The organism is Pseudomonas sp. QE6 (assembly GCF_041379005.1).
Classification (GTDB): Bacteria; Pseudomonadota; Gammaproteobacteria; order Pseudomonadales; family Pseudomonadaceae; genus Pseudomonas.
This window is the reverse complement of record NZ_CP166873.1, coordinates 4,918,049-4,940,609: the sequence shown is the minus strand read 5'-3', so window position 1 is coordinate 4,940,609 and position 22,561 is coordinate 4,918,049. Positions and strand designations below refer to the sequence as shown.

The following is a 22,561-nucleotide window of genomic DNA, read 5'->3' as shown; positions in this document are numbered from 1 at the left end:
CGCGCTCACCCGGGCAAGCCCTGTCGTTAGTTCGCTATGCCACCTCGGAATGTGTCATTAGCTGATGTCATGTTCGGAGTCTTGTCGGACAATCGCCAGGTCATATCCGGTCATGGGTGGGTCGGATCAGGCCAAACGGGCCACGACCAGCCTTAGGATGGGGCAGAAACGACAACGGGCGCCGAAGCGCCCGTTGTCTGGAGATTGCAGCGCCGGTCAGCGTTCGTCGAGGGAGAAGGCGGTCAGGCTGTAGGTGGGAATCTGTGCGTCGGACAGTTTGGCCGAGCCGCCCAGTTCCGGCAGGTCGATGATCGCGGCGGCCTCGAACACGCTGGCGCCCATGCGGCGAACCAGCTGCGCGGCAGCCAGCAGGGTGCCGCCGGTGGCGATCAGGTCATCGAAGATCAGCACGCTGTCGCCTTCGCACAGGCTGTCGGCGTGGACTTCCAGCAGGGCTTCGCCGTACTCGGTCTCGTAGGCCTGGGAGAGCACGTCGGCCGGCAGCTTGCCACGCTTGCGGAACAGCACCAGCGGCTTGTTCAGTTCGTAGGCGATGATCGAGCCGATCAGGAAGCCACGCGCGTCCATGGCGCCGATGTGGGTGAGCTCGGCCTCGACATAACGCTGGATGAAACTGTCGGCGACGAAGCGCAGGGCTCGCGGCGACTGGAACAGCGGGGTGATGTCACGGAAGATCACGCCCGGCTTGGGGAAGTCGGGGACGGCACGGATCATGGACTTCAGGTCGAGTTGGTTGAGGATCATTCTGGATTGGCACCTGATGCGGTTTTTGCAGAGGCCAAAGTATAACGGGCCCGCCAGTTGGCGAGCCCGTTTTCGATGACCGGAAAGTCAACCAATTGGTCAGCTTTCGTGTCTGTCAGCTTTCCAGCTGGCCCCCTGCTAATGCGCACAGCTCGATGGAGTCGAGGATGTGCACTTCCTTGCCTTCGGCCGCGATCAGGCCGTTCTGCTGGAAGCGGGTGAACACGCGGGAGACGGTTTCCACCGCCAGGCCCAGGTAGTTGCCGATCTCGTTGCGCGACATGGCCAGGCGGAACTGCTGGGCCGAGAAACCACGGGCGCGGAAACGCGCGGAGAGGTTCACCAGGAAGGTGGCGATGCGCTCGTCGGCGGTCTTCTTCGACAGCAGCATCATCATCTGCTGGTCGTCGCGGATCTCGCGGCTCATCACCCGCAGCAACTGGCGGCGCAGTTGCGGCAGTTGCTCGGACAGTTCGTCCAGGCGCTCGAAGGGAATCTCGCAGACCGACGTGGTTTCCAGGGCCTGGGCCGAGACCGGGTAGCTCTCGGTATCCATGCCGGACAGGCCGACCAGCTCGCTGGGCAGGTGGAAGCCGGTGATCTGCTCCTCGCCGCCGTCGGTGATGCTGAACGTCTTCAGCGCGCCGGAACGCACCGCGAAGACCGAGCCGAAAGCGTCGCCCTGACGGAACAGGAATTCGCCTTTCTTCAGCGGTCGGCCGCGTTTGACGATTTCATCCAGGGCGTCCATGTCGTTGGTGTTCAGCGACAGAGGCAGGCAAAGGGGCGCCAGGCTGCAATCCTTGCAGTGTGCTTGGGGGAGGGCGCGCACTTTGATGGTTTCGGCCATTGGGAGTTCCTTGAGTGGGGAAGGCACACAAAAACCAAGGGTACCGCAGACGGCGGATCCGACGCCAGTTGGCGGCCTCTCTGAATCGCCGGTTTCGGCGGGGAAGGCGAGGAGTGGAGCGGGATTCGGGAGGGTTCGAAACGGTTCGAAAAGGGCCGTATCAGGGCTCTTTCCTCGGATTTGGGCTGCCGACATATCCTGTTGCAATAGGTGCGACAGTCGGCCTCGACCGTCTGTCGCGTTGCCGGAGGGGTCAGATGACTCGCGAGAAGCGTTGCAGGTTCTGCATCGGCAGGTAGCGGTCGAACAGCATGCAGAGGCTGCGCACCAGCAGCCGGCCCGAGGCGCTGACATCGATGCCGCGCGGGCTGAGGTTGATCAGGCCGTCGGTGGCGAAGCGCTCCAGCTCCGGCCAGATTTCGTTGAAATAGCCACGGAAATCGATGTTGTAGAGCTCCTCGATCTCGTCGAAGTCCAGCTGGAAGTGGCAGATCAGCTGCTGGATCACGGCGCGGCGGATGATGTCGTCCTTGTTGCAGTGCAAACCGCGACGGGTGGCGAGCTGGTTCTGGTCCAGGGAGCTCTGGTAGTCGGCGATGTCGCTGCTGTTCTGGCTGTAGAGGTCGCCGATCTGGCTGATCGCCGAGACGCCGAGCCCGACCAGGTCGCAATGACCGTGGGTGGTGTAGCCCTGGAAGTTGCGTTGCAGGGTGCCGTCTTCCTGGGCCATGGACAGCTCGTCGTCCGGCAGGGCGAAGTGGTCCATGCCGATGTAGCGGTAACCGGCGGCTTCCAGCTGCTCGGTGGTGCGCTGGAGCATTTCCAGCTTCTGGCCGGGGGAGGGCAGGTCGTCGGCGTTGATCCGGCGTTGCGGCATGAAGCGTTCCGGCAGGTGCGCGTAGTTGAACACCGACAGCCGGTTGGGTTGCAGGGCGATGACCTGTTCGACGGTGTGGGAGAAGCTGTCGGGGTTCTGCTTGGGCAGGCCGTAGATCAGGTCGATGTTGATCGAGCGGTACTGCAGGGTGCGGGCTGCATCGATGATGGCGCGGGTTTCGTCGAGGCTCTGCAGGCGGTTCACGGCCTGCTGCACTTCCAGGTTGAAGTCCTGCACGCCGAGGCTGATGCGGTTGAAGCCCAGTTCGCGGAGCAGGCCCATGGTCGACCAGTCGGCTTCGCGCGGGTCGATCTCGATGCCGTAGTCGCCGGAGTCGTCGTCCAGCAGGTTGAAGTGCGTGCGCAACTGGCTCATCAGCTCGCGCAACTGGCCGGAGCTGAGGAAGGTCGGGGTACCGCCGCCGAAGTGCAGTTGCTCGACCTGTTGCCCCCGGCCCAGGTGACGACTGACGATCTCGATCTCGCGGATCAGCCGGGCGAGGTAAGGGGCGCTGCGGCCTCGGTCCTTGGTGATGACCTTGTTGCAGGCGCAGTAATAGCAGATGTTCGCGCAGAACGGGATGTGCACGTAGAGCGAGAGCGGGCGCTGTGCCTTCTGGCTATCGCGCAGCGCGTGCAGCAGATCGAAGGGTCCGACGCCTTCGTGGAACTGCACGGCTGTGGGATAGGAGGTGTAGCGCGGGCCGGACAGATCGTAGCGGCGTATCAGATCTGCGTCCCAGCGAATATTGTCGAGCATGCCGAGGTCCCCGGTTGGCGAGCTTTTCCCGCGCAGTCTAGGGAGAGTCCGACAGTGGCCTGTTGACCTGTATCAAGCGGCTTTGTGGTGCATATGGCTCGCGCTGGCGTGCATTTCGTGGCCCATGATCCATGTCTGGTGCGGGCCGGGCAGGGTCCAGAGACCGAAGAGGATGACCAGGATGCCGCCGGCCATGCGCACGCTGCGTTTGCGCAGCAGGGCGGTGATGCGTTCCGCCGCCAGGCCCGTGGCCAGCAGCACCGGCCAGGTGCCGAGGCCGAAGGCGAGCATCAGCAGCGCGCTGTCCACCGCCGAGCCCTGGCTGGTGGCCCACAGCAGGGTGCTGTAGACCAGGCCGCAGGGCAACCAGCCCCACAGGGCGCCCAGCAGCAGTGCGCGCGGAACCGTGGCGACCGGCAGCAGGCGGCTGGCGAAGGGCTGGATGTGCTTCCACAGGCCGCGCCCGAGCGCTTCGATGCGGGTCAGGCCGCTCCACCAGCCGGCCAGGTACAGGCCCATGGCGATCAGCAGCAGCCCGGCGATGACGCGCAGAGCAAAGGCGAACGGTGTACGAGCGATGGCCCAGCCGGCGAGACCGAGCAGCAGCCCCGCGCACGCGTAGCTGAGGATGCGCCCGAGGTTGTAGGCCAGCAGCAGGCGCAGGCGTCGCGCACGTTGCTCCGGCGGAATCGCCATGGTCAGCGCGCCCATCAGGCCACCACACATGCCCAGGCAGTGACCGCCGCCCAGCAGGCCGAGGATCAGTGCCGATGCCAGCAGGGGCGCCAGCTCAGGCATCGCGCTTGTCCTGCGGCTGTTCTGCCGGGGCTGCGGCGCCTTCGGCTTCGTCGATGCCGGCCTGGTGCTTGGGGTCTTCGTCGTCGAACAGGATGCTATGGGCCGGACTGTCCATGTCGTCGTACTGGCCGCTGTTCACTGCCCAGAAGAAAATATAGATACAGATGCCGACGATCAGCACGGCGATCGGGATCATGACGTAGAGTGCGGGCATTTCAACTCCGTGGCAGCGCCTGGCTCGTTTCCAGGACGGCCGGGCGCGCGGTGGTCGCTGAGGGGGCGTCGACGGCCCTGGGCAGCCGGGTCAGGCGCAGGGCGTTGAGCACCACGGTCAGCGAGCTGATCGACATGCCTACCGCCGCCCACACGGGCGTGATCCAGCCGAGGGCGGCGAAGGGCAACATGAGCCCATTGTACAACCCTGCCCAGACCAGGTTCTCGATGATTACCCGGCGGGTGCGGCGCGCCAGGCTGAAGGCCTGCACCAGGCTTTCCAGTCGATTGGACAGCAGCACGGCGTCGGCGCTGGTCTTGGCCAGGTCGGTTGCGGAACCCATGGCGACGCTGATGTCGGCGGCAGCCAGCACCGGCACGTCGTTCACGCCGTCGCCGAGCATCAGCACGCGGCGGCCTTCCTGATGCAACTGGCGCAGGACTTCCAGTTTGTCGTCGGGGCGCAGGCCGCCCCGGCAGTCGTCGATGCCCAGTTCCGCGGCAACCCGGCCGACCATCGGCGAGCTGTCGCCTGAGAGCAGCAAGGTGCGCCAGCCACGGGCGCGGCAGGCGTCGAGGAGGGCGGAGGCGTCTTCGCGGATGCGGTCGTCCAGTACCAGCCAGGCCAGTGCGCCGCGCTCATCCCCGAGCAGCAGCCACTGGCCGGGTTCCTGCGGATGCGCCGGCGCCGCGCTGTGGCTCAGGGCGCAGACGAAGGACGGTTCGCCGATGCGCAGGCGGCGTTGGCCAACCTGACCTTCCAGACCCAGGCCCGGATGGCTTTCGACCTTCTCGGCAGGCTGCGGCGCACGGCCGAAGGCGCGGGCGATGGGGTGTTCGGAGCGGTTCTCCAGCGCCGCCGCCAGGGCCAGGCAGGTATCGCTGTCGAGGTCGCCCAGTGGGCGCACGGCGCGCAGGGTAAGGCGGCCTTCGGTGAGGGTGCCGGTCTTGTCGAAGATCACCGTGTCGATATGGTTCAGGCCTTCCAGCACATGGCCGCGGGTCAGCAGCAGGCCGAGTTTGTGCAGGCTGCCGGTGGCGGCGGTGAGCGCGGTGGGCGTAGCCAGGGAGAGGGCGCAGGGGCAGGTCGCCACCAGCATCGCCAGCACTACCCAGAAGGCACGGGAGGCGTCGTGTTGCCACCAGAACAGGCCGACCACCGCGGCCAGCACCAGCAGCGCGATGAGGAACCATTGCGCGGCCTTGTCGGCGAGTTCGGCCAGGCGCGGCTTGTCCGACTGGGCGCGCTCCAGCAGGCGGACGATGGCAGAGAGCCTGCTGTCGTTGCCCAGGGCGCTGATCTGCACGGTCAGCGGACCTTCCACGTTCAGGGTGCCGCCAGTGACGCTGTCGCCGGCCTGGCGCGGCTGCGGCAGATACTCGCCGGTGAGCAGGGATTCGTCGACGCTGGACTGGCCGTCGAGGATCTGGCCGTCGGCGGGAATCACCGCGCCGGGCTGCACCAGCACGCGGTCGCCGACGTTCAGTTCGCTGAGCAGTACCCGGGTGCTCTGTCCGTTCTTGTCCAGACGCAGGCAGGAGGCGGGCAGCAGGTTGACCAGTTGCGCGGTGGCGGCGGCGGTGCGCTCGCGGGCGCGGCGCTCCAGGTAGCGGCCGGAGAGCAGGAACAGGGCGAACATGCCGACGGCGTCGAAATACAGGTCTCCGCTGCCGGTGATGGAGGTCCAGATGCCGGCCAGGTAAGCGCCGCCGATGGCCAGGGAGACCGAGACGTCCATGGTCAGGTGGCGGGTGCGCAGGTCGCGCAGGGCGCCGCGGAAGAACGGCTGGCAGGAGTAGAAGACGATCGGTGTGGTGAGGAACATCGCCACCCAGCGCAGGATTTCGTGCAGTTCGGGGCTCAGGTCGATGTTGAATTCCGGCCAGGTGGCCATGGTTGCCATCATCGCCTGGAACCACAGCATGCCCGCGACGCCCAGCTGGCGCAGGGAGCGGCGGTTTTCTTCGTGCAGTTGCTCGGCGGCGCGGTCGGGCTGGTAGGGATGGGCGGCGTAGCCGATCTTGCGCAGCTCGGCGAGCAGGGCGCTCAGGGGCATCTGGCTGTCGGACCAGCGCACGTGAAGGCGATGGTTGGACAGGTTGAGGCCGGCCTCGGCGATGGCGGGCAGGCCCTTGAAGTGTTTCTCGATCAGCCAGCCGCAGGCGGCGCAACTGATGCCTTCCAGGATCAGGGTGGTTTCCGCCAGCTCGCCTTCGTGGCGAACGAAGGGCTGCTGCACGTCGGGGCGGTCGAACAGCTTCAGTTCGTCGCTCAGTTGCTCGGGCAGTACGTCGGGATTGGGCGCCGCCTCGGTACGGTGGCGGTAGTAGCCTTCCAGGCCGCCGGCGACGATGGCTTCGGCCACGGCCTGGCAGCCCGGGCAGCAGAATTCGCGGGTTTCACCAAGGACCTGCGCCGTGAAACGGCTGCCGGCGGGAACCGGCAGGGCGCAGTGGTAGCAGGGCAGCGGGGCGCTCATGGGCGCTCGGCTTCGTCTCCCTTGAGGGGTTCGTCGCCAAGGACGAACGAACCGCCGGGGGCGACTTTCTCTTCTTCGAACAGACGCCAGGCCTGGCCGTTTTCCTGGCCGAGCAGCTCGACGAAGCGACGGCCCTTGACGGCCGCGTCGAGGCTGCCGGTGTAGCGGCCGGGCTCGACCGGGCTGGGCAGCAGGTCGAGGTGCTTGTCCTGGGCTTCCAGGGTGGGGGAGAGCAGGTTGAGGGTGAGCTTGTCCGGGTGGCTGGCGCCGGAAAGGCGCAGGTCGACTTCACCGGTCAGTTCATCGAAGCTGATTTTCGCCTGCAGCTTGAGCTGTTGCGCCAGGTGCTCGCGGTCCAGGGAGCGGTTGATGCCCTTGCCGGCCTCGTAGTAGTTGTCGCTGACCAGGGAATCCTGGTTGTTCACCGCGATGTTGACCATCATCAGGCTGAGGAACACCGAGATGGCCAGCATGCCGATGATGATCCATGGCCAGAGGTGCTTGTACCAGGGTTCCACGGGCGTTTTCATGGCCGATTGCATTCTCTTTTCTCTCGCTGGAATGGCCCGCGAGGGCGCGGTCTGTCCGCTGCGGGGGCGGGCGGATTCTACGTGCTTCGCTCGGCACTGGCACCCCATGTGCAACATGGGGTGCCAATTCGTTCAGCTGCGGTTCAACGAACGCGCGGGCCGATGAAGCGGCTGGAGGATTCCTTGTTGATGGACGGGTCGTCCACCGACTGGATGGTGAAGCTGATCTCGTTGGTGGTGGAGGGCAGCTTCTCCGGATCGATGGAGAGTTCCACCGGCATGCTGACGATATCGCCGGCAGCCACCGAGATTTCCTTCTTGCCTTCCAGGATCAGGCCGTCCAGGCCCTTGGCGCCGAGTACGTAGGTGTGGTCCTTCTGATCCTTGTTCATGATCTTCAGGCTGTACACGTTTTCGATCCGGCCTTCGGCGTTCTCGCGGTAGAGCACGCGGTCCTTGCTGACGTCGAAGCCCACCAGCGGGCGAATGACCACGGCGGTGATCAGCAGGCCGATCATCAGGCACAGGGCGATGGCGTAGCCGATCAGGCGCGGGCGCACCAGGTGGGTCTTCTGCCCGGACAGGTTGTGCTCGGTGGTGTAGCTGATCAGTCCGCGCGGATAGCCCATCTTGTCCATGATGCTGTCGCAGGCGTCGATGCAGGCGGCGCAGCCGATGCACTCGATCTGCAGGCCGTCACGGATGTCGATGCCGGTGGGGCAGACCTGCACGCACATGGTGCAGTCGATGCAGTCCCCCAGGCCCTGGGCCTTGTAGTCGATGTTCTTCTTGCGCGGACCGCGCGCCTCGCCGCGGCGCGGGTCGTAGGAGACGATCAGGGTGTCCTTGTCGAACATCACGCTCTGGAAGCGCGCGTAGGGGCACATGTAGATGCACACCTGCTCGCGCAGCCAGCCGGCATTGCCGTAGGTGGCGAGGGTGAAGAAGCCGACCCAGAAGTAGGCCCAGCCGTCGGCTTGGCCGGTCACCAGGTCCGGCAGCAGCTCGCGGATGGAGGCGAAGTAACCGACGAAGGTCAGGCCTGTCACCAGGCCGATCAGCAGCCACAGGCTGTGCTTGGCGGCCTTGCGCAGCAGTTTGTTGCTGCTCATGTCGGCCTTGTCGAGCTTCATGCGCTGGTTGCGGTCACCCTCGGTGACTTTTTCGCACCACATGAATATCCAGGTCCACACGCTCTGCGGGCAGGTGTAGCCGCACCAGACGCGGCCGGCGAATACCGTGATGAAGAACAGGCCGAAGGCCGCAATGATCAGCAGGCCGGAAAGGAGGATGAAATCCTGCGGCCAGAAGGTCGCGCCGAAGATGTAGAACTTGCGTTCGGGCAGATCCCAGAGGACTGCCTGGCGACCATTCCAGGTCAACCAGACGGTGCCGAAGTAGAGGAGGAAGAGGAAGGCGCCTCCAGCCATTCGGAGATTTCGGAAGAATCCGGTGAAGGCTCGGGTGTAGATTTTTTCCCGAGAGGCATAGAGGTCGACGCTCTCACCCTTGCCCTTGGCGGGCGGAGTGACGTCTTGGACGGGAATCTGTTTGCTCATCAGTGCATTCCACGGCAGCGGGAGGGCGCCCTGTCGATACATGCCGAGCAGGGTCAGAAATATGCTTGCACGCCTAACAATGATACGGCGTGGAGGGGGCCCTAACGGTGCGACAGTTGGTCGCGCAATGAATTATGGACCCAGAAATAGAGCGGCGCCGGTGTAGGAACCGGCGCCGCTGGGGTGTTGCTTTGGAGTAGGAGAGGGGAGGCTTATTCGGCGCTCTTCTCACCTTCGCCATGGGACAGGCTGTAAACGTAGGCGGCCAGCAGGTGCACCTGGTCCTTGCCCAGACGCTCCAGCTGAGCCGGCATCTGGCCCTGGCGGCCGTAGCGGATGGTCTGCTGCAGCTGGGCGAAGCTCGAGCCGTAGATGAACGCGGCCGGGTGGGTCAGGTTCGGCGCGCCCATGGCGGCGGTGCCTTTGCCTTCCGGACCGTGGCAAGCCACGCAGTTGGTCTGGAAGATCTTCTGACCGTTGGCCACCTGCTCGTCAGTCACGCCTTCGGGAGCCTTGCGGCCGTCCAGCTTGGTGGTGACGAAAGCAGCTACGTCATGAACGCCGGCATCGCCGATGACTTCGCCCCAGGCCGGCATGGCCGCGTGGCGACCGCCTTCGATGGTGGCAACGATGTCCTTCGGCTCGCCGCCCCAGCGCCAGTCGGCGTCGGTCAGGTTCGGGAAACCGTGGGCGCCCTTGGCGTCGGAGCCGTGGCAGACCGAGCAGTTGGAAGCGAACAGGCGGTTACCCATTTTCAGGGCCTGCTCGTCCTTGGCCACGTCCTCGATCGGCATGGCGCCGAACTTGGCGTACAGCGGGCCGTACTTCTCGTCGGCCTTGGCCATTTCCTTTTCCCACTGGTGCACGCCGGTCCAGCCGGCCTGACCATTGGCGAACTCGTTCTTGTCCTGGTAGCCCGGCAGCAGGCCTTTCCAGTTACCCAGGCCCGGGTACAGGGCGAGGTAGGCGAGGGCGAAGACGAAGGTGGCGACGAACAGCATGAACCACCACTTCGGCAGCGGGTTGTCATACTCCTCGATGCCGTCGAAGGCATGGCCGACGGTCTCGTCGGTGGCTTCGCTGCGTTGGCCGCGGCGGGTGGCGAACAGCAGCCACGCCAGGGCGAAGATGGTGCCCAGGGTAAGTACGGTGACGTACAGACTCCAGAAGGTTGTCATTCTTTGTTGCTCCTAGAAGCTTGCTCTTGCTCGACGTGCTTTTTGGCGACCGGGTCGTCCGCGAAGGGCAGCAGGGCATCTTCGTCGAAGCGTCCCTTGCGCTTGCCGCTGTAGGCCCAGAGCAGTACGCCAATGAAGGCGACCATCACTACTACGGTGCCGATGCCGCGAATCGTCCCGATATCCATCACTGTCACCGTTTGCTCTTGATGATGGTGCCGAGGCCTTGCAGGTAGGCGACGACAGCATCCATCTCGGTCTTGCCCTTGACGGCATCGCGTGCGCCGGCGATGTCTTCGTCGGTGTAGGGCACGCCCATGGAGCGCATGACTTCCATCTTCTTCGCCGTGTCCTTGCCATCGAGCTTGTTCTCGACCAGCCACGGGTAGGACGGCATCTTCGACTCAGGCACCACGTTGCGCGGGTTGTACAGGTGCGCACGGTGCCAGTCGTCGGAGTAACGGCCGCCGACGCGGGCCAGGTCCGGGCCGGTACGCTTGGAGCCCCACAGGAACGGGTGGTCCCAGACGCTTTCGCCGGCGACGGAGTAGTGGCCGTAGCGCTCGGTTTCGGCGCGGAACGGACGGACCATCTGCGAGTGGCAACCTACGCAGCCCTCGCGGATGTAGATGTCGCGGCCTTCGAGCTCAAGTGCGGTGCGCGGCTTCATGCCTTCCACCGGCTTGTTGGTCACGTCCTGGAAGAACAGCGGGACGATCTGGGTCAGACCGCCAACGCTCACGGCGATGACCATGAAGAAGGCCAGCAGGCCGATGTTCTTCTCGACTGCTTCGTGCTTCATCAGTGAGCTCCTACAGCGGGAATCTGAGCGGCGGCGTCGGCGTCAGCCTGCTTGAAACCGCGCACGGTACGGAAGGTGTTGTAGGCCATCAGCAGCATGCCGGAGGCGAAGAAGGCGCCGCCCAGCGCACGGACCATGAAGCCCGGGTGGCTGGCCTGCAGGGCTTCCACGAAGGAGTAGGTGAGGGTGCCGTCGGCGTTGACCGCACGCCACATCAGACCCTGGGTGATGCCGTTGACCCACATCGAGGCGATGTACAGCACGGTACCGATGGTAGCCAGCCAGAAGTGGGCGTTGATCAGGCCCACGCTGTGCATCTGCTCGCGGCCGAAGACCTTCGGAATCAGGTGGTACAGGGAGCCGATGGAGATCATCGCCACCCAGCCCAGAGCGCCGGCGTGTACGTGGCCGATGGTCCAGTCGGTGTAGTGCGACAGGGAGTTGACGGTCTTGATGGCCATCATCGGGCCTTCGAAGGTGGACATGCCGTAGAAGGCCAGGGACACCACCAGGAAGCGCAGGATCGGATCGGTGCGCAGCTTATGCCAGGCGCCCGAGAGGGTCATCATGCCGTTGATCATGCCGCCCCAGCTCGGTGCCAGCAGGATCAGGGACATCGCCATGCCCAGCGACTGCGCCCAGTCCGGCAGCGCGGTGTAGTGCAGGTGGTGCGGACCGGCCCAGATGTACAGGGTGATCAGCGCCCAGAAGTGCACGATGGACAGGCGGTAGGAGTAGATCGGACGCTCGGCCTGCTTCGGAACGAAGTAGTACATCATGCCGAGGAAGCCGGTGGTCAGGAAGAAGCCCACGGCGTTGTGGCCGTACCACCACTGGATCATCGCGTCGGTCGCGCCGGCGTACATCGAGTAGGACTTGAAGGCGGATACCGGGATTTCCATGCTGTTCACGATGTGCAGCATGGCGGTTACCAGGATGAACGCGCCGTAGAACCAGTTGCCCACGTAGATGTGCTTGGTCTTGCGCTTCATCACGGTGCCGAAGAACACCGCGGCGTAGGTGACCCAGACGATGGCCAGCAGGATGTCGATCGGCCATTCCAGCTCGGCGTACTCCTTGGAGGAGGTGTAGCCCAGCGGCAGGGTGATGCCGGCCAGCACGATCACGGCTTGCCAACCCCAGAAGGTGAAGGCCGCGAGGCTGTCAGAAACCAGACGGGTCTGACAGGTGCGCTGTACGACGTAGTAGGAGGTGGCGAACAGAGCACAGCCGCCGAAGGCGAAGATCACCAGGTTGGTGTGCAGCGGACGCAGGCGCCCGAAACTGGTCCAGGGGAGGTCCAGGTTCAGTTGGGGCCAAACCAACTGTGAGGCGATGTAAACACCGAGCCCCATTCCAAGTATCCCCCAGACCACCGTCATGATGGCGAACTGGCGGACGACCTTATAGTTATAAGCAGTCGGACTGATTGCTGTGCTCATTCTAAGGTTCCACGGTTTTTGAGTATTTATGGACAAAAAAACGGCGGCAAGTATGGAGAAAGCAGATAGGCAATGCAACGCGCCAGGCCTGGGCCCAAGGCCGGTTCGATGCCTGCTTCAGAGCGCCTTCGGCCGTTGTGCGCCGCTCGTTTCGAGTCGCCCCTACCAACCTGGGAAGTGGGTCAGGTTAGTCATATTGCAGGTTTGCGAATGGAAACCAGCTTAGACGCGAACTTTGAGGGTGTGAAGGAAGGGGGGTGGGAGGGTGCGACACTTCGTCGCGAGGGGCGGGAAGAAACTCGCGCCCGGTGAAGGGCGCGAGTGGAGGAGGGGATTTACTTCGCTTGACCTGAGATGTTGTAGATGTAGGCCGCGAGGATGTGCACCTTGTCCTTGCCCAGGTACTGCTCCTGTGCCGGCATCTGGCCCTGGCGGCCGTGGCGGATGGTCTGCTGCAGTTGCGCGTAGCTGGAGCCGTAGATGAAGGCGCCCGGGTGAGTCAGGTTCGGGGCGCCCATCAGCGCATTGCCCTTGCCTTCCGGACCGTGGCAGGCGACGCAGTTGGTGGCGAAGACCTTGCCGCCATTGTCGACCTGCTCTTCGGTCACGCCTTCGGGCAGCTTGCGACCGTCCAGCTTGGCGGTAACGAAGGCGGCCACGTCCTGCACGCCCTTGTCGCCCAGCACGTCACCCCAGGCCGGCATGGCCGCGTGACGGCCGCCAAGGATGGTGGTCTCGATGCTCTTGGCGTCGCCGCCCCAGCGCCAGTCTTCGTCGGTCAGGTTCGGGAAGCCGACCGCACCCTTGGCGTCGGAGCCATGGCAGATGGAGCAGTAGGTGGCGAACAGGCGCTCGCCCATCTTCAGCGCTTGCGGGTCCTTGGCGACTTCTTCCACGGGCATCGCAGCGTATTTGGCGAAGATCGGGCCATATTTTTCCTTGGCCAGGGCTTCTTCACGCTCCCATTGCTTGTCTTGGGTCCAGCCGCCGTCGTAGCCCGGCAGGACGCCTTTCCAGTTACCCAGGCCCGGGTAGAGCACCAGGTAGCCGGCGGCGAACACGATGGTGCCGACGAACAGCAGGAACCACCATTTCGGCAGCGGATTGTCGTATTCCTCGATGCCGTCGAAGGCGTGGCCCATGGTCTGGTCGGTGGTGTTCGCGGACTGGCCGCTGCGGGTGGCGAAGACCAGCCACAGCAGGGCGATCAGCGAGCCGACTGTTAGTACGGTGACGTACAGACTCCAGAAGGTAGTCATGCGTTGTTGCTCCTAGAAGCTTGCTCTTGCTCAGCGTGCCGCTTGGCGACCGGGTCATCCGCGAAAGGCAGCAGCGCGTCGTCGTCGAAACGCTGCTTGCGCTTGCCGCTGTAGGCCCAGAGCAGAACGCCGACGAAGGCGACCATCACGATGACGGTGCCGAGGCCGCGAATGGTCCCGATATCCATGCTGTCACCGCTTGTTCTTGATGGAGGTGCCGAGGACCTGCAGGTACGCGACCACCGCGTCCATTTCGGTCTTCCCTTTGACGGCGTCGCTGGCGCCGGCGATGTCGTCGTCCGTGTAGGGCACGCCCATGACGCGCATCACTTCCAGCTTCTTCGCCGTGTCCTTGCCATCGAGCTTGTTCTCGACCAGCCAGGGGTAGGCGGGCATCTTCGACTCCGGCACCACGTTGCGCGGGTTGTACAGGTGCGCACGGTGCCAGTCGTCGGAGTAACGGCCGCCGACGCGGGCCAGGTCCGGGCCGGTACGCTTGGAGCCCCACAGGAACGGGTGGTCCCAGACGCTTTCGCCGGCCACGGAGTAGTGGCCGTAGCGCTCGGTCTCGGCGCGGAACGGGCGGATCATCTGCGAGTGGCAGCCCACGCAACCTTCGCGGATGTACACGTCACGGCCTTCCAGTTGCAGGGCGGTGTAGGGCTTCATGCCCTCCACCGGGGTGTTGGTCACGTCCTGGAAGAACAGCGGAACGATCTGGGTCAGGCCGCCAATGCTCACGGCAACCGCCATGCACAGCGCCAGCAGGCCGACGTTCTTCTCGAGTACTTCGTGTTTCATGTCGGTCTCCTCAGGCCATCTGTGCCGCGGCTTGCATTTCAGCCGGCTTGGCGGCCGCTACGGTGCGCCAGGTGTTGTAGGCCATGACCAGCATGCCCATCAGGAACACTGCGCCACCGATCATCCGCACGATGTAGCCCGGGTGGCCGGCGGCCAGGGCTTCGACGAAGGAGTAGGTGAGGGTGCCGTCGGCATTGACCGCGCGCCACATCAGGCCCTGGGTGATGCCGTTGACCCACATGGAGGCGATGTACAGAACGGTGCCGATGGTGGCCAGCCAGAAGTGGGTGTTGATCAGTCCCACGCTGTGCATCTGTTCGCGGCCGAAGACCTTCGGGATCATGTGGTACAGGGAGCCGATGGAAACCATGGCGACCCAGCCCAGGGCGCCGGCGTGCACGTGGCCGATGGTCCAGTCGGTGTAGTGGGAGAGGGCGTTGACGGTCTTGATGGCCATCATCGGGCCTTCGAAGGTGGACATGCCGTAGAAGGCCAGGGAAACCACCAGGAAGCGCAGGATCGGGTCGGTGCGCAACTTATGCCAGGCACCGGATAGGGTCATCATGCCGTTGATCATGCCGCCCCAGCTCGGCGCCAGCAGGATCAGCGACATCACCATGCCCAGCGACTGCGCCCAGTCCGGCAGCGCGGTGTAGTGCAGGTGGTGCGGGCCGGCCCAGATGTAGACGGCGATCAGTGCCCAGAAGTGCACGATGGACAGGCGATAGGAATAGACCGGACGTTCAGCCTGCTTGGGAACGAAGTAGTACATCATCCCCAGGAAGCCGGCGGTCAGGAAGAAGCCCACGGCGTTGTGGCCGTACCACCACTGGATCATCGCGTCGGTGGCGCCCGAGTACAGCGAGTAGGACTTGGTCAGGCTGACCGGGATTTCCATGTTGTTGACCACGTGCAGCAGGGCCACGGTCAGGATGAAGCCGCCGAAGAACCAGTTGCCCACATAGATGTGCTTGGTCTTGCGCTTGATCAGGGTGCCGAAGAAGACGATCGCGTAGCTGACCCAGACGATGGTGATCAGGATGTCGATCGGCCATTCCAGTTCGGCGTACTCCTTGGAGGAGGTCAGGCCCAGCGGCAGGGTGATCGCGGCCAGCAGGATCACCAGCTGCCAACCCCAGAAGGTGAAGGAGGCGAGGGCATCCGAGAACAGGCGGGTCTGGCAGGTGCGCTGTACGGCGTAATAGCTGGTGGCGAACAGTGCGCAGCCGCCGAAGGCGAAGATCACGGCGTTGGTGTGCAGCGGGCGCAGGCGTCCGAAGCTGGTCCAGGGTAGGCCGAGGTTGAGTTCGGGCCACACCAGTTGCGCGGCGATCAGGACACCGACGGCCATGCCGACGATCCCCCAGACCACTGTCATAATGGCGAACTGGCGGACCACCTTATAGTTATAAGCGGTCTGATTGGTTGTGCTCATTTATGGGCTTCCATCCACGGTTATGGGCTATGCCCATCCCGGCAGGTTTTTTACGGCTTACGGCGTATGCCGCCCCTCCCCCTTGGGATAGGTACTAATTCGGAATTAGCGGAGTGAAGGATGGATAAAGGCCCCTCGCGGAATATTGATTCTGATCAATTGCCGTCAGAAACCCAGAAAGCTCTGGCCTGCGGTGCTTTGTCGCTGCTGCGGAACCCTGCATGCGGTGAACTGTCCACTACGCTGGTTCTCGCCCATGGTGCTGGTGCGCCGATGGACAGCCCGTTCATGAACGACATTGCTCAGCGCCTGGCCAAGCATGGCATCGCCGTACTGCGCTTCGAATTTCCCTACATGGAGATGCGCCGCGAGGACGGCCGTCGGCGTCCACCGAGTCCGCAGAAGCAGCTGCTGGAGTGCTGGCGCGCGGTGTATGCGCAGGTGCGTTCCGAGGTGCCCGGCAAGCTGGCCATCGGCGGCAAGTCCATGGGCGGGCGCATGGCCAGCCTGCTGGCGGACGAATTGGGCGCTGACGCCCTGGTCTGCCTCGGCTATCCCTTCTACGCCGTCGGCAAGCCGGAGAAACCGCGCGTTGGGCACCTGGCCGAATTGAAAACGCCGACCCTGATCGTCCAGGGCGAGCGCGATGCGCTGGGTGACCGCCCCACGGTCGAGGGCTACGCCTTGTCAGCGGCTATTCAATTGCGCTGGCTGGCGGCTGCCGACCACGATCTCAAGCCGCTCAAGGCCTCCGGGCTGACCCATGAGCAGCACCTGGAGACGACGGCGGAGTCCGTTGCCGAATTCCTGCGGAATCTGCCCGCCTGAATGAAAAAGCCCGTCTCAAGGACGGGCTTTTTCATTCAGGCCATTGCGCTTCAGCGGTTGAACCGCTCCACCAGCGAGTACTGGCGATGGGCGGTCTGGGTCAGCTCCTCGCTGAGCTGCGCGGTGCGCTGGGCTTCGCCGGAGGTCTGGTCGGCCAGGTCGGCGATGGTGCTGATGTTGCGGTTGATCTCCTCGGCCACGGCGCTCTGTTCTTCCGCGGCGGCGGCGATCTGGGTGGTCATCTCGGTGATGTTGGCCACCGCATCGCTGATGCCCACCAGCGCATTGTCGGCACGCAATACCCGCTCCACGCCTTCGTCGGCCTGACGGCGACCGGCTTCCATGGCGCGCACGGCCTCGGTGGCGGTGTTCTGCAGGTTGGCGATCAGTTGGTGGATCTGCTCGGTGGACTCGGCGGTGCGCTGGGCCAGCGAACGGACCTCGTCGGCCACCACGGCGAACCCGCGGCCCATTTCCCCGGCACGGGCGGCCTCGATGGCGGCGTTGAGCGCCAGCAGGTTGGTCTGGTCGGCGATGCCCTTGATCACGTCCACCACACCACCGATCTCGTCGCTGTCACGGGCGAGCTGGCTGACCGCTTCACCGGTTTCGCCCACCGAGGTGGACAGGCGCTGCATGGCCTCGCGGGTTTCCGCGGCAATCAGTCGGCCCTGGCTGGTCAGGTCGTTGGCCTGGCGGGTGGCGTCGGCGGTGCGCTGGACGTTGTCGGCCACTTCCTGGGTGGTGGCGGCCATCTGGTTGACCGCCGTGGCCACTTGCTCGGTTTCCTGGCGCTGGCGATCCAGTCCGGCGGAGCTGTGATGCGCCAGGGTGTCGGCCTCGCGGGCCTGGTCGGTCAGGGATTCGGCGGTGTCCTGCAGTCGGGTCAGACAGGTCTTGAGGCGTGCTTCCTGGCTGAGGATGGACATTTCCAGGCGTGCCTGGGCGCCACGGCTGTCGGTGTACATCTGCGCGATCAGCGGGTCGGAGGTGGTCTGTTCGGCCAGTTGCAGCAGGCGTTTCAGGCCGCGTTGTTGCCAGCTCAGACCGATCAGGCCCAGCGGAATCGAGAGCAGCGCCGCAAGCAGGAAGCCCCAGTGGGAATCCAGCCAGACGCCGATCATGAAGGCGATCTGGCCGATCAGGATGAACGGCAGCCAGTCCAGCAGCACCGGCAGCCAGCGGTCGCGGGCCGGGATGGCCGGCTTGCCGGCGTTGATCCGCGCGTACAGCGCCTCGGCGCGGCGAACCTGTTCGGCGGTGGGTTTCACCCGCACCGATTCGTAGCCGACGATCTCGTTGCGTTCGAAGATCGGCGTGACGTAGGCACTGACCCAATAGTGATCGCCGCTCTTGCAGCGGTTCTTGACGATGCCCATCCACGGGCGGCCCTTCTTCAGGGTGATCCACATGTGCTCGAACACCGCCGGCGGTACGTCCGGATGGCGCACCAGGTTGTGCGGTGCGCCGACCAGTTCTTCGCGCGCGAAGCCGCTGATGTCGATGAAGGCGTCGTTGGCGTAGGTAATCACGCCGCGCGCATTGGTAGTGGAGATCAGTCGTTGGTCAGCGGGGAAGGTGCGTTCACGCTGGGTGATCGGCTGGTTGTTACGCATGTGAGGAGAATTCCACAGCAGAAGCGAATCGCTTGGTCAGGTTATCGGCCGCCGGACCGGCAAGTTGATGCTTGTTTCAGAAAAAAGTCAGAGCAGCACTGGATGATGGCTGGGTGCCATCAGTCGCGGAATCCTGCAAAAGTCGCGGGCGGCCCGTTGCGGGCCGCCGCGGTGGAGGTTCAGATCAGGCTGCGCAGCACGTAGTGCAGGATGCCGCCGGCCTTGAAGTACTCGACCTCGTTCTGGGTGTCGATGCGGCAAAGCACCTCGAAGCTGTCCTGGCTGCCGTCCTCGCGCGTCACGCCGACCTTGAGGTTCATGTGCGGCTTCAGTTCACCGGACAGTCCGCTGATGCTCAGCACCTCCTTGCCGGTCAGCTTCAGCAACTGGCGATCCTGGCCGTCCTTGAACTGCAGCGGCAGCACGCCCATGCCCACCAGGTTGGAACGGTGGATACGCTCGAAGCTCTCTGCGATCACCGCTTTCACCCCCAGCAGGTTGGTGCCTTTGGCCGCCCAGTCGCGGGAGGAGCCGGTGCCGTATTCCTTGCCGGCCACGATGACCAGCGGCGTGCCGTCCTGCTGGTAGCGCATGGCGGCGTCGTAGATCGCCAGCTTGTCGCCGCTGGGAACGTAGAGCGTGTTGCCGCCTTCCTCGCCGCCGAGCATCTCGTTCTTGATGCGGATGTTGGCGAAAGTGCCACGCATCATCACCTCGTGGTTCCCACGCCGGGATCCGTAGGAGTTGAAATCGGCGTAGGCCACACCGTGCTCGCTGAGGTAGCGGCCGGCCGGGCTGTCCTTCTTGATGTTGCCGGCGGGGGAGATGTGGTCGGTGGTCACCGAGTCGCCCAGCACAGCGAGGATACGGGCGTTCTGGATGTCCTCGACCTTCGGTGGCGCCTCGGCGATGTGCTCGAAGAAGGGCGGGTGCTGGATGTAGGTGGAATCGTCCTGCCAGGTGTAGGTCTTGGCGTCCGGCACCTTGATCGCACGCCATTTCTCATCGCCCTGGAAGACTTCGGCGTACTCCTTGTGGAACATCGCCGTGTCGACCTTCTGAATGGCTTCGGCAATTTCCTGCTGGGTCGGCCAGATGTCCTTCAGATAGACCGGCTTGCCGTCCTTGCCGGTGCCCAGTGGGTCCTTGGTCAGGTCGGTGCGTACGGTGCCGGCCAGGGCATAGGCCACCACCAGCGGCGGCGAGGCCAGCCAGTTGGTCTTCACCAGCGGGTGCACACGGCCCTCGAAGTTGCGGTTGCCCGAGAGTACCGAAGCGACGGTCAGGTCGGCCTGCTGGATGGCTTTCTCGATGGGTTCCAGCAGCGGGCCGGAGTTGCCGATGCAGGTGGTGCAGCCATAGCCCACCAGGTCGAAGCCCAGCTCGTCCAGGTAGCGGGTCAGTCCGGCGGCGCGGAAGTAGTCGGTGACCACCTTGGAGCCTGGCGCCAGCGAGCTCTTCACCCAGGGTTTGCGCTGCAGGCCCTTTTCCAGCGCCTTCTTCGCCAGCAGGCCGGCGGCCATCATCACGCTGGGATTGGAGGTGTTGGTGCAGGAGGTGATGGCGGCGATCACCACCGCCCCGTTCTTCAGCCGATGGGTCTGGCCGTCATGCTGGTAGTCCGCTTCGCCCGTCGAGGCGACGGCGCCTACGGCCGCACCACCGCCGCCTTCGCTGAGCAGCCGGCCTTCCTCGGTGGAGGAGGGTTTGATCTGCAGGCCGAGGAAGTCGTCGAAGGCCTGGCTGACGTGGCCGAGGGCGACGCGGTCCTGCGGGCGTTTCGGGCCGGCCAGGCTGGCCTCGACGTCGCCCATGTCCAGTTGCAGGCTGTCGGTGAACACCGGCTCGTGGCCTTTTTCGCGCCACAGACCCTGGGCCTTGCAGTAGGCCTCCACCAGCTTGACCACGTCATCCGGGCGGCCCGACAGGCGCAGGTAGCCCAGGGTGATCTCGTCCACCGGGAAGAAGCCGCAGGTGGCGCCGTATTCCGGGGCCATGTTGGCGATGGTGGCGCGGTCGGCCAGGGGCAGGTCCGCCAGGCCGTCGCCGTAGAACTCGACGAACTTTCCGACCACACCCTTCTTGCGCAGCATCTGGGTGACCGTCAGCACCAGGTCGGTGGCGGTGATGCCTTCCTTCAGCTTGCCGGTGAGCCTGAAGCCGATCACCTCGGGAATCAGCATCGACACCGGCTGGCCAAGCATGGCCGCTTCCGCCTCGATGCCGCCCACGCCCCAGCCGAGCACGCCGAGGCCGTTGATCATGGTGGTGTGCGAGTCGGTACCGACCAGGGTGTCGGGGAAGGCGTAGGTGCGGCCGTCCTCATCCTTGGTCCATACGGTGCGCCCCAGGTACTCCAGGTTGACCTGGTGGCAGATGCCGGTGCCCGGCGGCACCACGCGGAAGTTGTCGAAGGCGTTCTGTCCCCAGCGCAGGAAGGCGTAGCGCTCGCCGTTGCGCTGCATCTCGATCTCGACGTTCTGGGCGAAGGCGGCCTGGCTGGCGAACTTGTCGACCATCACCGAGTGGTCGATGACCAGGTCGACGGGGGAGAGCGGGTTGATCTTCTGCGGGTCGCCGCCGGCCCTGGCCATGGCGTCGCGCATGGCGGCCAGGTCGACCACCGCCGGCACGCCGGTGAAATCCTGCATCAGCACGCGGGCGGGACGGTACTGGATCTCGCGGTCGGAGCTGCGGGTCCTCAGCCAGCCGGCCAGCGCCTTCAGGTCGTCGCCGGTGACGGTGTTGTCGTCTTCCCAGCGCAACAGGTTTTCCAGCAGGACCTTCAGGGACATCGGCAGCTTGCCCAGGTCTCCCAGGCTCTTCGCCGCTTCGGGCAGGCTGTAGTAGTGATAGGTCTTGCCGGCGACCTCCAGGGTGCGCAGGCTGTTCAGGCTATCCACTGCGGGCATGACATTCTCCTCAGGCTTGGATCGGCAGCGTGCTGCCGATACTTGGCGAAGGTCGGGTAAAGCACCCTGATCCAACGCAGAAAAGTCGCGATTGGCATCGATCTCCGCCATGCAGGGCGAGCGCTTCGCCAGACGGCAGGCGCTGCACCAGAACACTCAAGCTAGACCGCTGTGCGGGGTCTTGCCATCTGTTCTGGACCGGTCGCGCGGCTTGGGGGTTCCTGCTAAGTGAAGATCGTTACCGGAATATTCCTGCGAATCTGAATGAAACCGTCGCGGGCAGCCTCTATAGTGCGCGGTCGAGGAGACACCCCGATGAATACCCTGTTACTGCACTGCCGTCCGGGCTTCGAAAACGAGGTCTGCGCCGAGCTGTCCGAGCACGCCGCGCGCCTGGAAATCCCAGGGTACGCACGGGCCAGGCCGTCCACCGCCTACGCCGAATTCGTCTGCCAGGATGCCGACGGCGCCGAGCGCCTGATGCGCCAGCTGCGCTTCTCCGAGCTGATCTTCCCGCGCCAGTGGGCGCGCGGTACCGGCTTCACCGCGTTGCCGGAGCAGGACCGCATCGGCGCAATCCTCGAGGCGCTGGAGGGTTTCCCGGCGTGCGGCAGCCTCTGGCTGGAAGTATTCGACACCAACGACGGCAAGGAGCTTTCGACCTTCTGCCGCAAGTTCGAGAAACCCCTGCGCGCCGCCCTGGTCAAGGCTGGCAAGCTGGTGGACGACCCGAGCCTGCCGCGTCTGCTGCTGACTTTCCGCTCCGGCCGCGAAGCCTTCATCGGCCTGGCCGAGTCGCGCAACTGTGCCATGTGGCCGATGGGCATCCCGCGCCTGAAGTTCCCCCGCGAGGCGCCCAGCCGTTCGACCCTCAAGCTGGAGGAGGCCTGGCACCACTTCATTCCGCGCGCCGACTGGGACCGCCGCCTGGCGCCGGACATGCTCGCCGTGGACCTGGGGGCATCGCCCGGCGGCTGGACCTGGCAACTGGTGAACCGCGAAATGCGCGTGGTCGCCGTGGACAACGGGCCGATGGCGGAGAACCTGATGTACTCCGGGCTGGTCGAGCACCAGCGCGTCGACGGCTATGCCTTCCGCCCACGCCAGCGCATGGACTGGATGGTCTGCGACATCGTCGAGAAGCCGGCGCGCACCGGCGCCATGATGGAAACCTGGATCGGCGAGGGGTTGTGCCGCGAGGCCATCGTCAACCTCAAGCTGCCGATGAAGCAGCGCTATGCCGAGGTGCGGCGCATTCTCGACCGCCTGCACGAGTCCTTCCGCGAGCGCGGCCTGAAGGTGCAGGTCGGCTGCAAGCAGCTCTACCACGACCGCGAGGAAGTGACCTGCCACCTGCGCCGCCTGGAGAAGGGCGAGCGCTGACGACCCGGAGCTGTCAGGCCGCGCCACCCGACCTTCGGTGACTTGTCGCGGCGCGCCGCATTGGCCCATGCTGT

At 64.8% G+C, this 22,561-nt stretch carries 20 protein-coding genes; 2 read left to right on the top strand and 18 right to left on the bottom strand.

The features are described 5' to 3' along the window. Window positions 1-216: 216 nt before the first annotated feature. From ACAW63_RS22565 to ccoN (ACAW63_RS22490), 16 genes are all read right to left on the bottom strand, one after another. On the bottom strand, window positions 217-765 hold the full coding sequence (locus tag ACAW63_RS22565; RefSeq protein ID WP_371229011.1) for an adenine phosphoribosyltransferase: 549 nt from the start codon (window positions 763-765) through the stop codon (window positions 217-219). A gap of 115 nt (window positions 766-880) precedes the next feature. After that, window positions 881-1,615 (bottom strand): transcriptional regulator Anr, encoded by a 735-nt coding sequence (gene anr, locus ACAW63_RS22560; RefSeq protein ID WP_015477764.1) that lies wholly within the window; start codon window positions 1,613-1,615, stop codon window positions 881-883. A 253-nt stretch (window positions 1,616-1,868) separates the two neighbouring features. After that, a complete protein-coding gene (hemN, locus tag ACAW63_RS22555; RefSeq protein ID WP_371229009.1) occupies window positions 1,869-3,251 on the bottom strand; it encodes an oxygen-independent coproporphyrinogen III oxidase in 1,383 nt (460 codons plus the stop codon). A gap of 72 nt (window positions 3,252-3,323) precedes the next feature. After that, on the bottom strand, window positions 3,324-4,049 hold the full coding sequence (locus ACAW63_RS22550; protein ID WP_371229007.1) for a sulfite exporter TauE/SafE family protein: 726 nt from the start codon (window positions 4,047-4,049) through the stop codon (window positions 3,324-3,326). Then, the gene (ccoS, locus tag ACAW63_RS22545) at window positions 4,042-4,263 is read right to left on the bottom strand and encodes a cbb3-type cytochrome oxidase assembly protein CcoS (RefSeq protein ID WP_371229004.1); all 222 of its coding nucleotides are present in this window, start codon (window positions 4,261-4,263) and stop codon (window positions 4,042-4,044) included. Before ccoS ends, ACAW63_RS22550 begins: the two co-directional genes overlap by 8 nt. Before the next feature lies 1 nt (window position 4,264). Further along, window positions 4,265-6,742 (bottom strand): heavy metal translocating P-type ATPase, encoded by a 2,478-nt coding sequence (locus ACAW63_RS22540; protein ID WP_371229002.1) that lies wholly within the window; start codon window positions 6,740-6,742, stop codon window positions 4,265-4,267. Next, window positions 6,739-7,284 carry a FixH family protein gene (locus ACAW63_RS22535; protein WP_275611187.1) on the bottom strand — a complete coding sequence of 182 codons (546 nt, stop codon included), beginning with the start codon at window positions 7,282-7,284 and terminating at the stop codon, window positions 6,739-6,741. Before ACAW63_RS22535 ends, ACAW63_RS22540 begins: the two co-directional genes overlap by 4 nt. A gap of 131 nt (window positions 7,285-7,415) precedes the next feature. Next, window positions 7,416-8,831: a cytochrome c oxidase accessory protein CcoG gene (ccoG, locus tag ACAW63_RS22530; protein ID WP_371228998.1), complete on the bottom strand. Its 1,416-nt coding sequence runs from the start codon at window positions 8,829-8,831 to the stop codon at window positions 7,416-7,418. Window positions 8,832-9,043: 212 nt separating this feature from the next. Continuing rightward, window positions 9,044-10,009 carry a cytochrome-c oxidase, cbb3-type subunit III gene (gene ccoP / locus ACAW63_RS22525; RefSeq protein WP_275611189.1) on the bottom strand — a complete coding sequence of 322 codons (966 nt, stop codon included), beginning with the start codon at window positions 10,007-10,009 and terminating at the stop codon, window positions 9,044-9,046. After that, on the bottom strand, window positions 10,006-10,197 hold the full coding sequence (locus ACAW63_RS22520; RefSeq protein WP_275611190.1) for a cbb3-type cytochrome c oxidase subunit 3: 192 nt from the start codon (window positions 10,195-10,197) through the stop codon (window positions 10,006-10,008). Before ACAW63_RS22520 ends, ccoP (ACAW63_RS22525) begins: the two co-directional genes overlap by 4 nt. Window positions 10,198-10,202: 5 nt before the next feature. Continuing rightward, window positions 10,203-10,811, bottom strand: coding sequence for a cytochrome-c oxidase, cbb3-type subunit II (ccoO, locus tag ACAW63_RS22515; protein ID WP_275611191.1), 609 nt, complete (start codon window positions 10,809-10,811; stop codon window positions 10,203-10,205). After that, a complete protein-coding gene (gene ccoN, locus ACAW63_RS22510) occupies window positions 10,811-12,253 on the bottom strand; it encodes a cytochrome-c oxidase, cbb3-type subunit I (protein ID WP_371228994.1) in 1,443 nt (480 codons plus the stop codon). Before ccoN (ACAW63_RS22510) ends, ccoO (ACAW63_RS22515) begins: the two co-directional genes overlap by 1 nt. Window positions 12,254-12,588: 335 nt before the next feature. Further along, window positions 12,589-13,512, bottom strand: a complete 924-nt coding sequence (gene ccoP, locus ACAW63_RS22505) for a cytochrome-c oxidase, cbb3-type subunit III (RefSeq protein WP_275611193.1) — start codon at window positions 13,510-13,512, stop codon at window positions 12,589-12,591. Further along, on the bottom strand, window positions 13,509-13,700 hold the full coding sequence (locus ACAW63_RS22500; RefSeq protein ID WP_275611194.1) for a cbb3-type cytochrome c oxidase subunit 3: 192 nt from the start codon (window positions 13,698-13,700) through the stop codon (window positions 13,509-13,511). The genes ccoP (ACAW63_RS22505) and ACAW63_RS22500 overlap by 4 nt, the downstream gene beginning before the upstream one ends. Before the next feature lie 4 nt (window positions 13,701-13,704). Further along, window positions 13,705-14,313: a cytochrome-c oxidase, cbb3-type subunit II gene (gene ccoO / locus ACAW63_RS22495; RefSeq protein WP_015477751.1), complete on the bottom strand. Its 609-nt coding sequence runs from the start codon at window positions 14,311-14,313 to the stop codon at window positions 13,705-13,707. Between the two features lie 10 nt (window positions 14,314-14,323). Next, entirely contained in the window at window positions 14,324-15,748 is a 1,425-nt protein-coding gene (gene ccoN / locus ACAW63_RS22490; RefSeq protein WP_371228990.1) for a cytochrome-c oxidase, cbb3-type subunit I, read from the bottom strand. Window positions 15,749-15,868: 120 nt separating this feature from the next. Here ccoN (ACAW63_RS22490) and ACAW63_RS22485 point away from each other — a divergent pair, with 120 nt between their 5' ends. Further along, window positions 15,869-16,576 carry an alpha/beta family hydrolase gene (locus ACAW63_RS22485; RefSeq protein WP_371228987.1) on the top strand — a complete coding sequence of 236 codons (708 nt, stop codon included), beginning with the start codon at window positions 15,869-15,871 and terminating at the stop codon, window positions 16,574-16,576. A gap of 50 nt (window positions 16,577-16,626) precedes the next feature. On the opposite strand, the gene ACAW63_RS22480 is transcribed toward ACAW63_RS22485, so the two are convergent. Together ACAW63_RS22480 and acnA are read right to left on the bottom strand one after the other, a co-directional pair. Then, the gene (locus ACAW63_RS22480; RefSeq protein ID WP_371228984.1) at window positions 16,627-18,192 is read right to left on the bottom strand and encodes a methyl-accepting chemotaxis protein; all 1,566 of its coding nucleotides are present in this window, start codon (window positions 18,190-18,192) and stop codon (window positions 16,627-16,629) included. 179 nt (window positions 18,193-18,371) lie between these two features. Then, window positions 18,372-21,104, bottom strand: coding sequence for an aconitate hydratase AcnA (acnA, locus tag ACAW63_RS22475; protein ID WP_371228981.1), 2,733 nt, complete (start codon window positions 21,102-21,104; stop codon window positions 18,372-18,374). 315 nt (window positions 21,105-21,419) lie between these two features. Between acnA and rlmM the strand changes: the two genes are divergently transcribed. After that, complete coding sequence (gene rlmM / locus ACAW63_RS22470) at window positions 21,420-22,487, top strand: 23S rRNA (cytidine(2498)-2'-O)-methyltransferase RlmM (protein WP_371228978.1); 1,068 nt, start codon at window positions 21,420-21,422, stop codon at window positions 22,485-22,487. Window positions 22,488-22,561: the final 74 nt, after the last annotated feature.

What these genes read in the sequence shown, in the direction of transcription:
- ACAW63_RS22565 (WP_371229011.1), bottom strand. Translation starts at nt 765, where the DNA reads ATGATCCTCAACCAACTCGACCTGAAGTCCATGATCCGTGCCGTCCCC.
- anr (WP_015477764.1), bottom strand. Translation starts at nt 1,615, where the DNA reads ATGGCCGAAACCATCAAAGTGCGCGCCCTCCCCCAAGCACACTGCAAG.
- hemN (WP_371229009.1), bottom strand. Translation starts at nt 3,251, where the DNA reads ATGCTCGACAATATTCGCTGGGACGCAGATCTGATACGCCGCTACGAT.
- ACAW63_RS22550 (WP_371229007.1), bottom strand. Translation starts at nt 4,049, where the DNA reads ATGCCTGAGCTGGCGCCCCTGCTGGCATCGGCACTGATCCTCGGCCTG.
- ccoS (WP_371229004.1), bottom strand. Translation starts at nt 4,263, where the DNA reads ATGCCCGCACTCTACGTCATGATCCCGATCGCCGTGCTGATCGTCGGC.
- ACAW63_RS22540 (WP_371229002.1), bottom strand. Translation starts at nt 6,742, where the DNA reads ATGAGCGCCCCGCTGCCCTGCTACCACTGCGCCCTGCCGGTTCCCGCC.
- ACAW63_RS22535 (WP_275611187.1), bottom strand. Translation starts at nt 7,284, where the DNA reads ATGCAATCGGCCATGAAAACGCCCGTGGAACCCTGGTACAAGCACCTC.
- ccoG (WP_371228998.1), bottom strand. Translation starts at nt 8,831, where the DNA reads ATGAGCAAACAGATTCCCGTCCAAGACGTCACTCCGCCCGCCAAGGGC.
- ccoP (WP_275611189.1), bottom strand. Translation starts at nt 10,009, where the DNA reads ATGACAACCTTCTGGAGTCTGTACGTCACCGTACTTACCCTGGGCACC.
- ACAW63_RS22520 (WP_275611190.1), bottom strand. Translation starts at nt 10,197, where the DNA reads ATGGATATCGGGACGATTCGCGGCATCGGCACCGTAGTAGTGATGGTC.
- ccoO (WP_275611191.1), bottom strand. Translation starts at nt 10,811, where the DNA reads ATGAAGCACGAAGCAGTCGAGAAGAACATCGGCCTGCTGGCCTTCTTC.
- ccoN (WP_371228994.1), bottom strand. Translation starts at nt 12,253, where the DNA reads ATGAGCACAGCAATCAGTCCGACTGCTTATAACTATAAGGTCGTCCGC.
- ccoP (WP_275611193.1), bottom strand. Translation starts at nt 13,512, where the DNA reads ATGACTACCTTCTGGAGTCTGTACGTCACCGTACTAACAGTCGGCTCG.
- ACAW63_RS22500 (WP_275611194.1), bottom strand. Translation starts at nt 13,700, where the DNA reads ATGGATATCGGGACCATTCGCGGCCTCGGCACCGTCATCGTGATGGTC.
- ccoO (WP_015477751.1), bottom strand. Translation starts at nt 14,313, where the DNA reads ATGAAACACGAAGTACTCGAGAAGAACGTCGGCCTGCTGGCGCTGTGC.
- ccoN (WP_371228990.1), bottom strand. Translation starts at nt 15,748, where the DNA reads ATGAGCACAACCAATCAGACCGCTTATAACTATAAGGTGGTCCGCCAG.
- ACAW63_RS22485 (WP_371228987.1), top strand. Translation starts at nt 15,869, where the DNA reads ATGGATAAAGGCCCCTCGCGGAATATTGATTCTGATCAATTGCCGTCA.
- ACAW63_RS22480 (WP_371228984.1), bottom strand. Translation starts at nt 18,192, where the DNA reads ATGCGTAACAACCAGCCGATCACCCAGCGTGAACGCACCTTCCCCGCT.
- acnA (WP_371228981.1), bottom strand. Translation starts at nt 21,104, where the DNA reads ATGCCCGCAGTGGATAGCCTGAACAGCCTGCGCACCCTGGAGGTCGCC.
- rlmM (WP_371228978.1), top strand. Translation starts at nt 21,420, where the DNA reads ATGAATACCCTGTTACTGCACTGCCGTCCGGGCTTCGAAAACGAGGTC.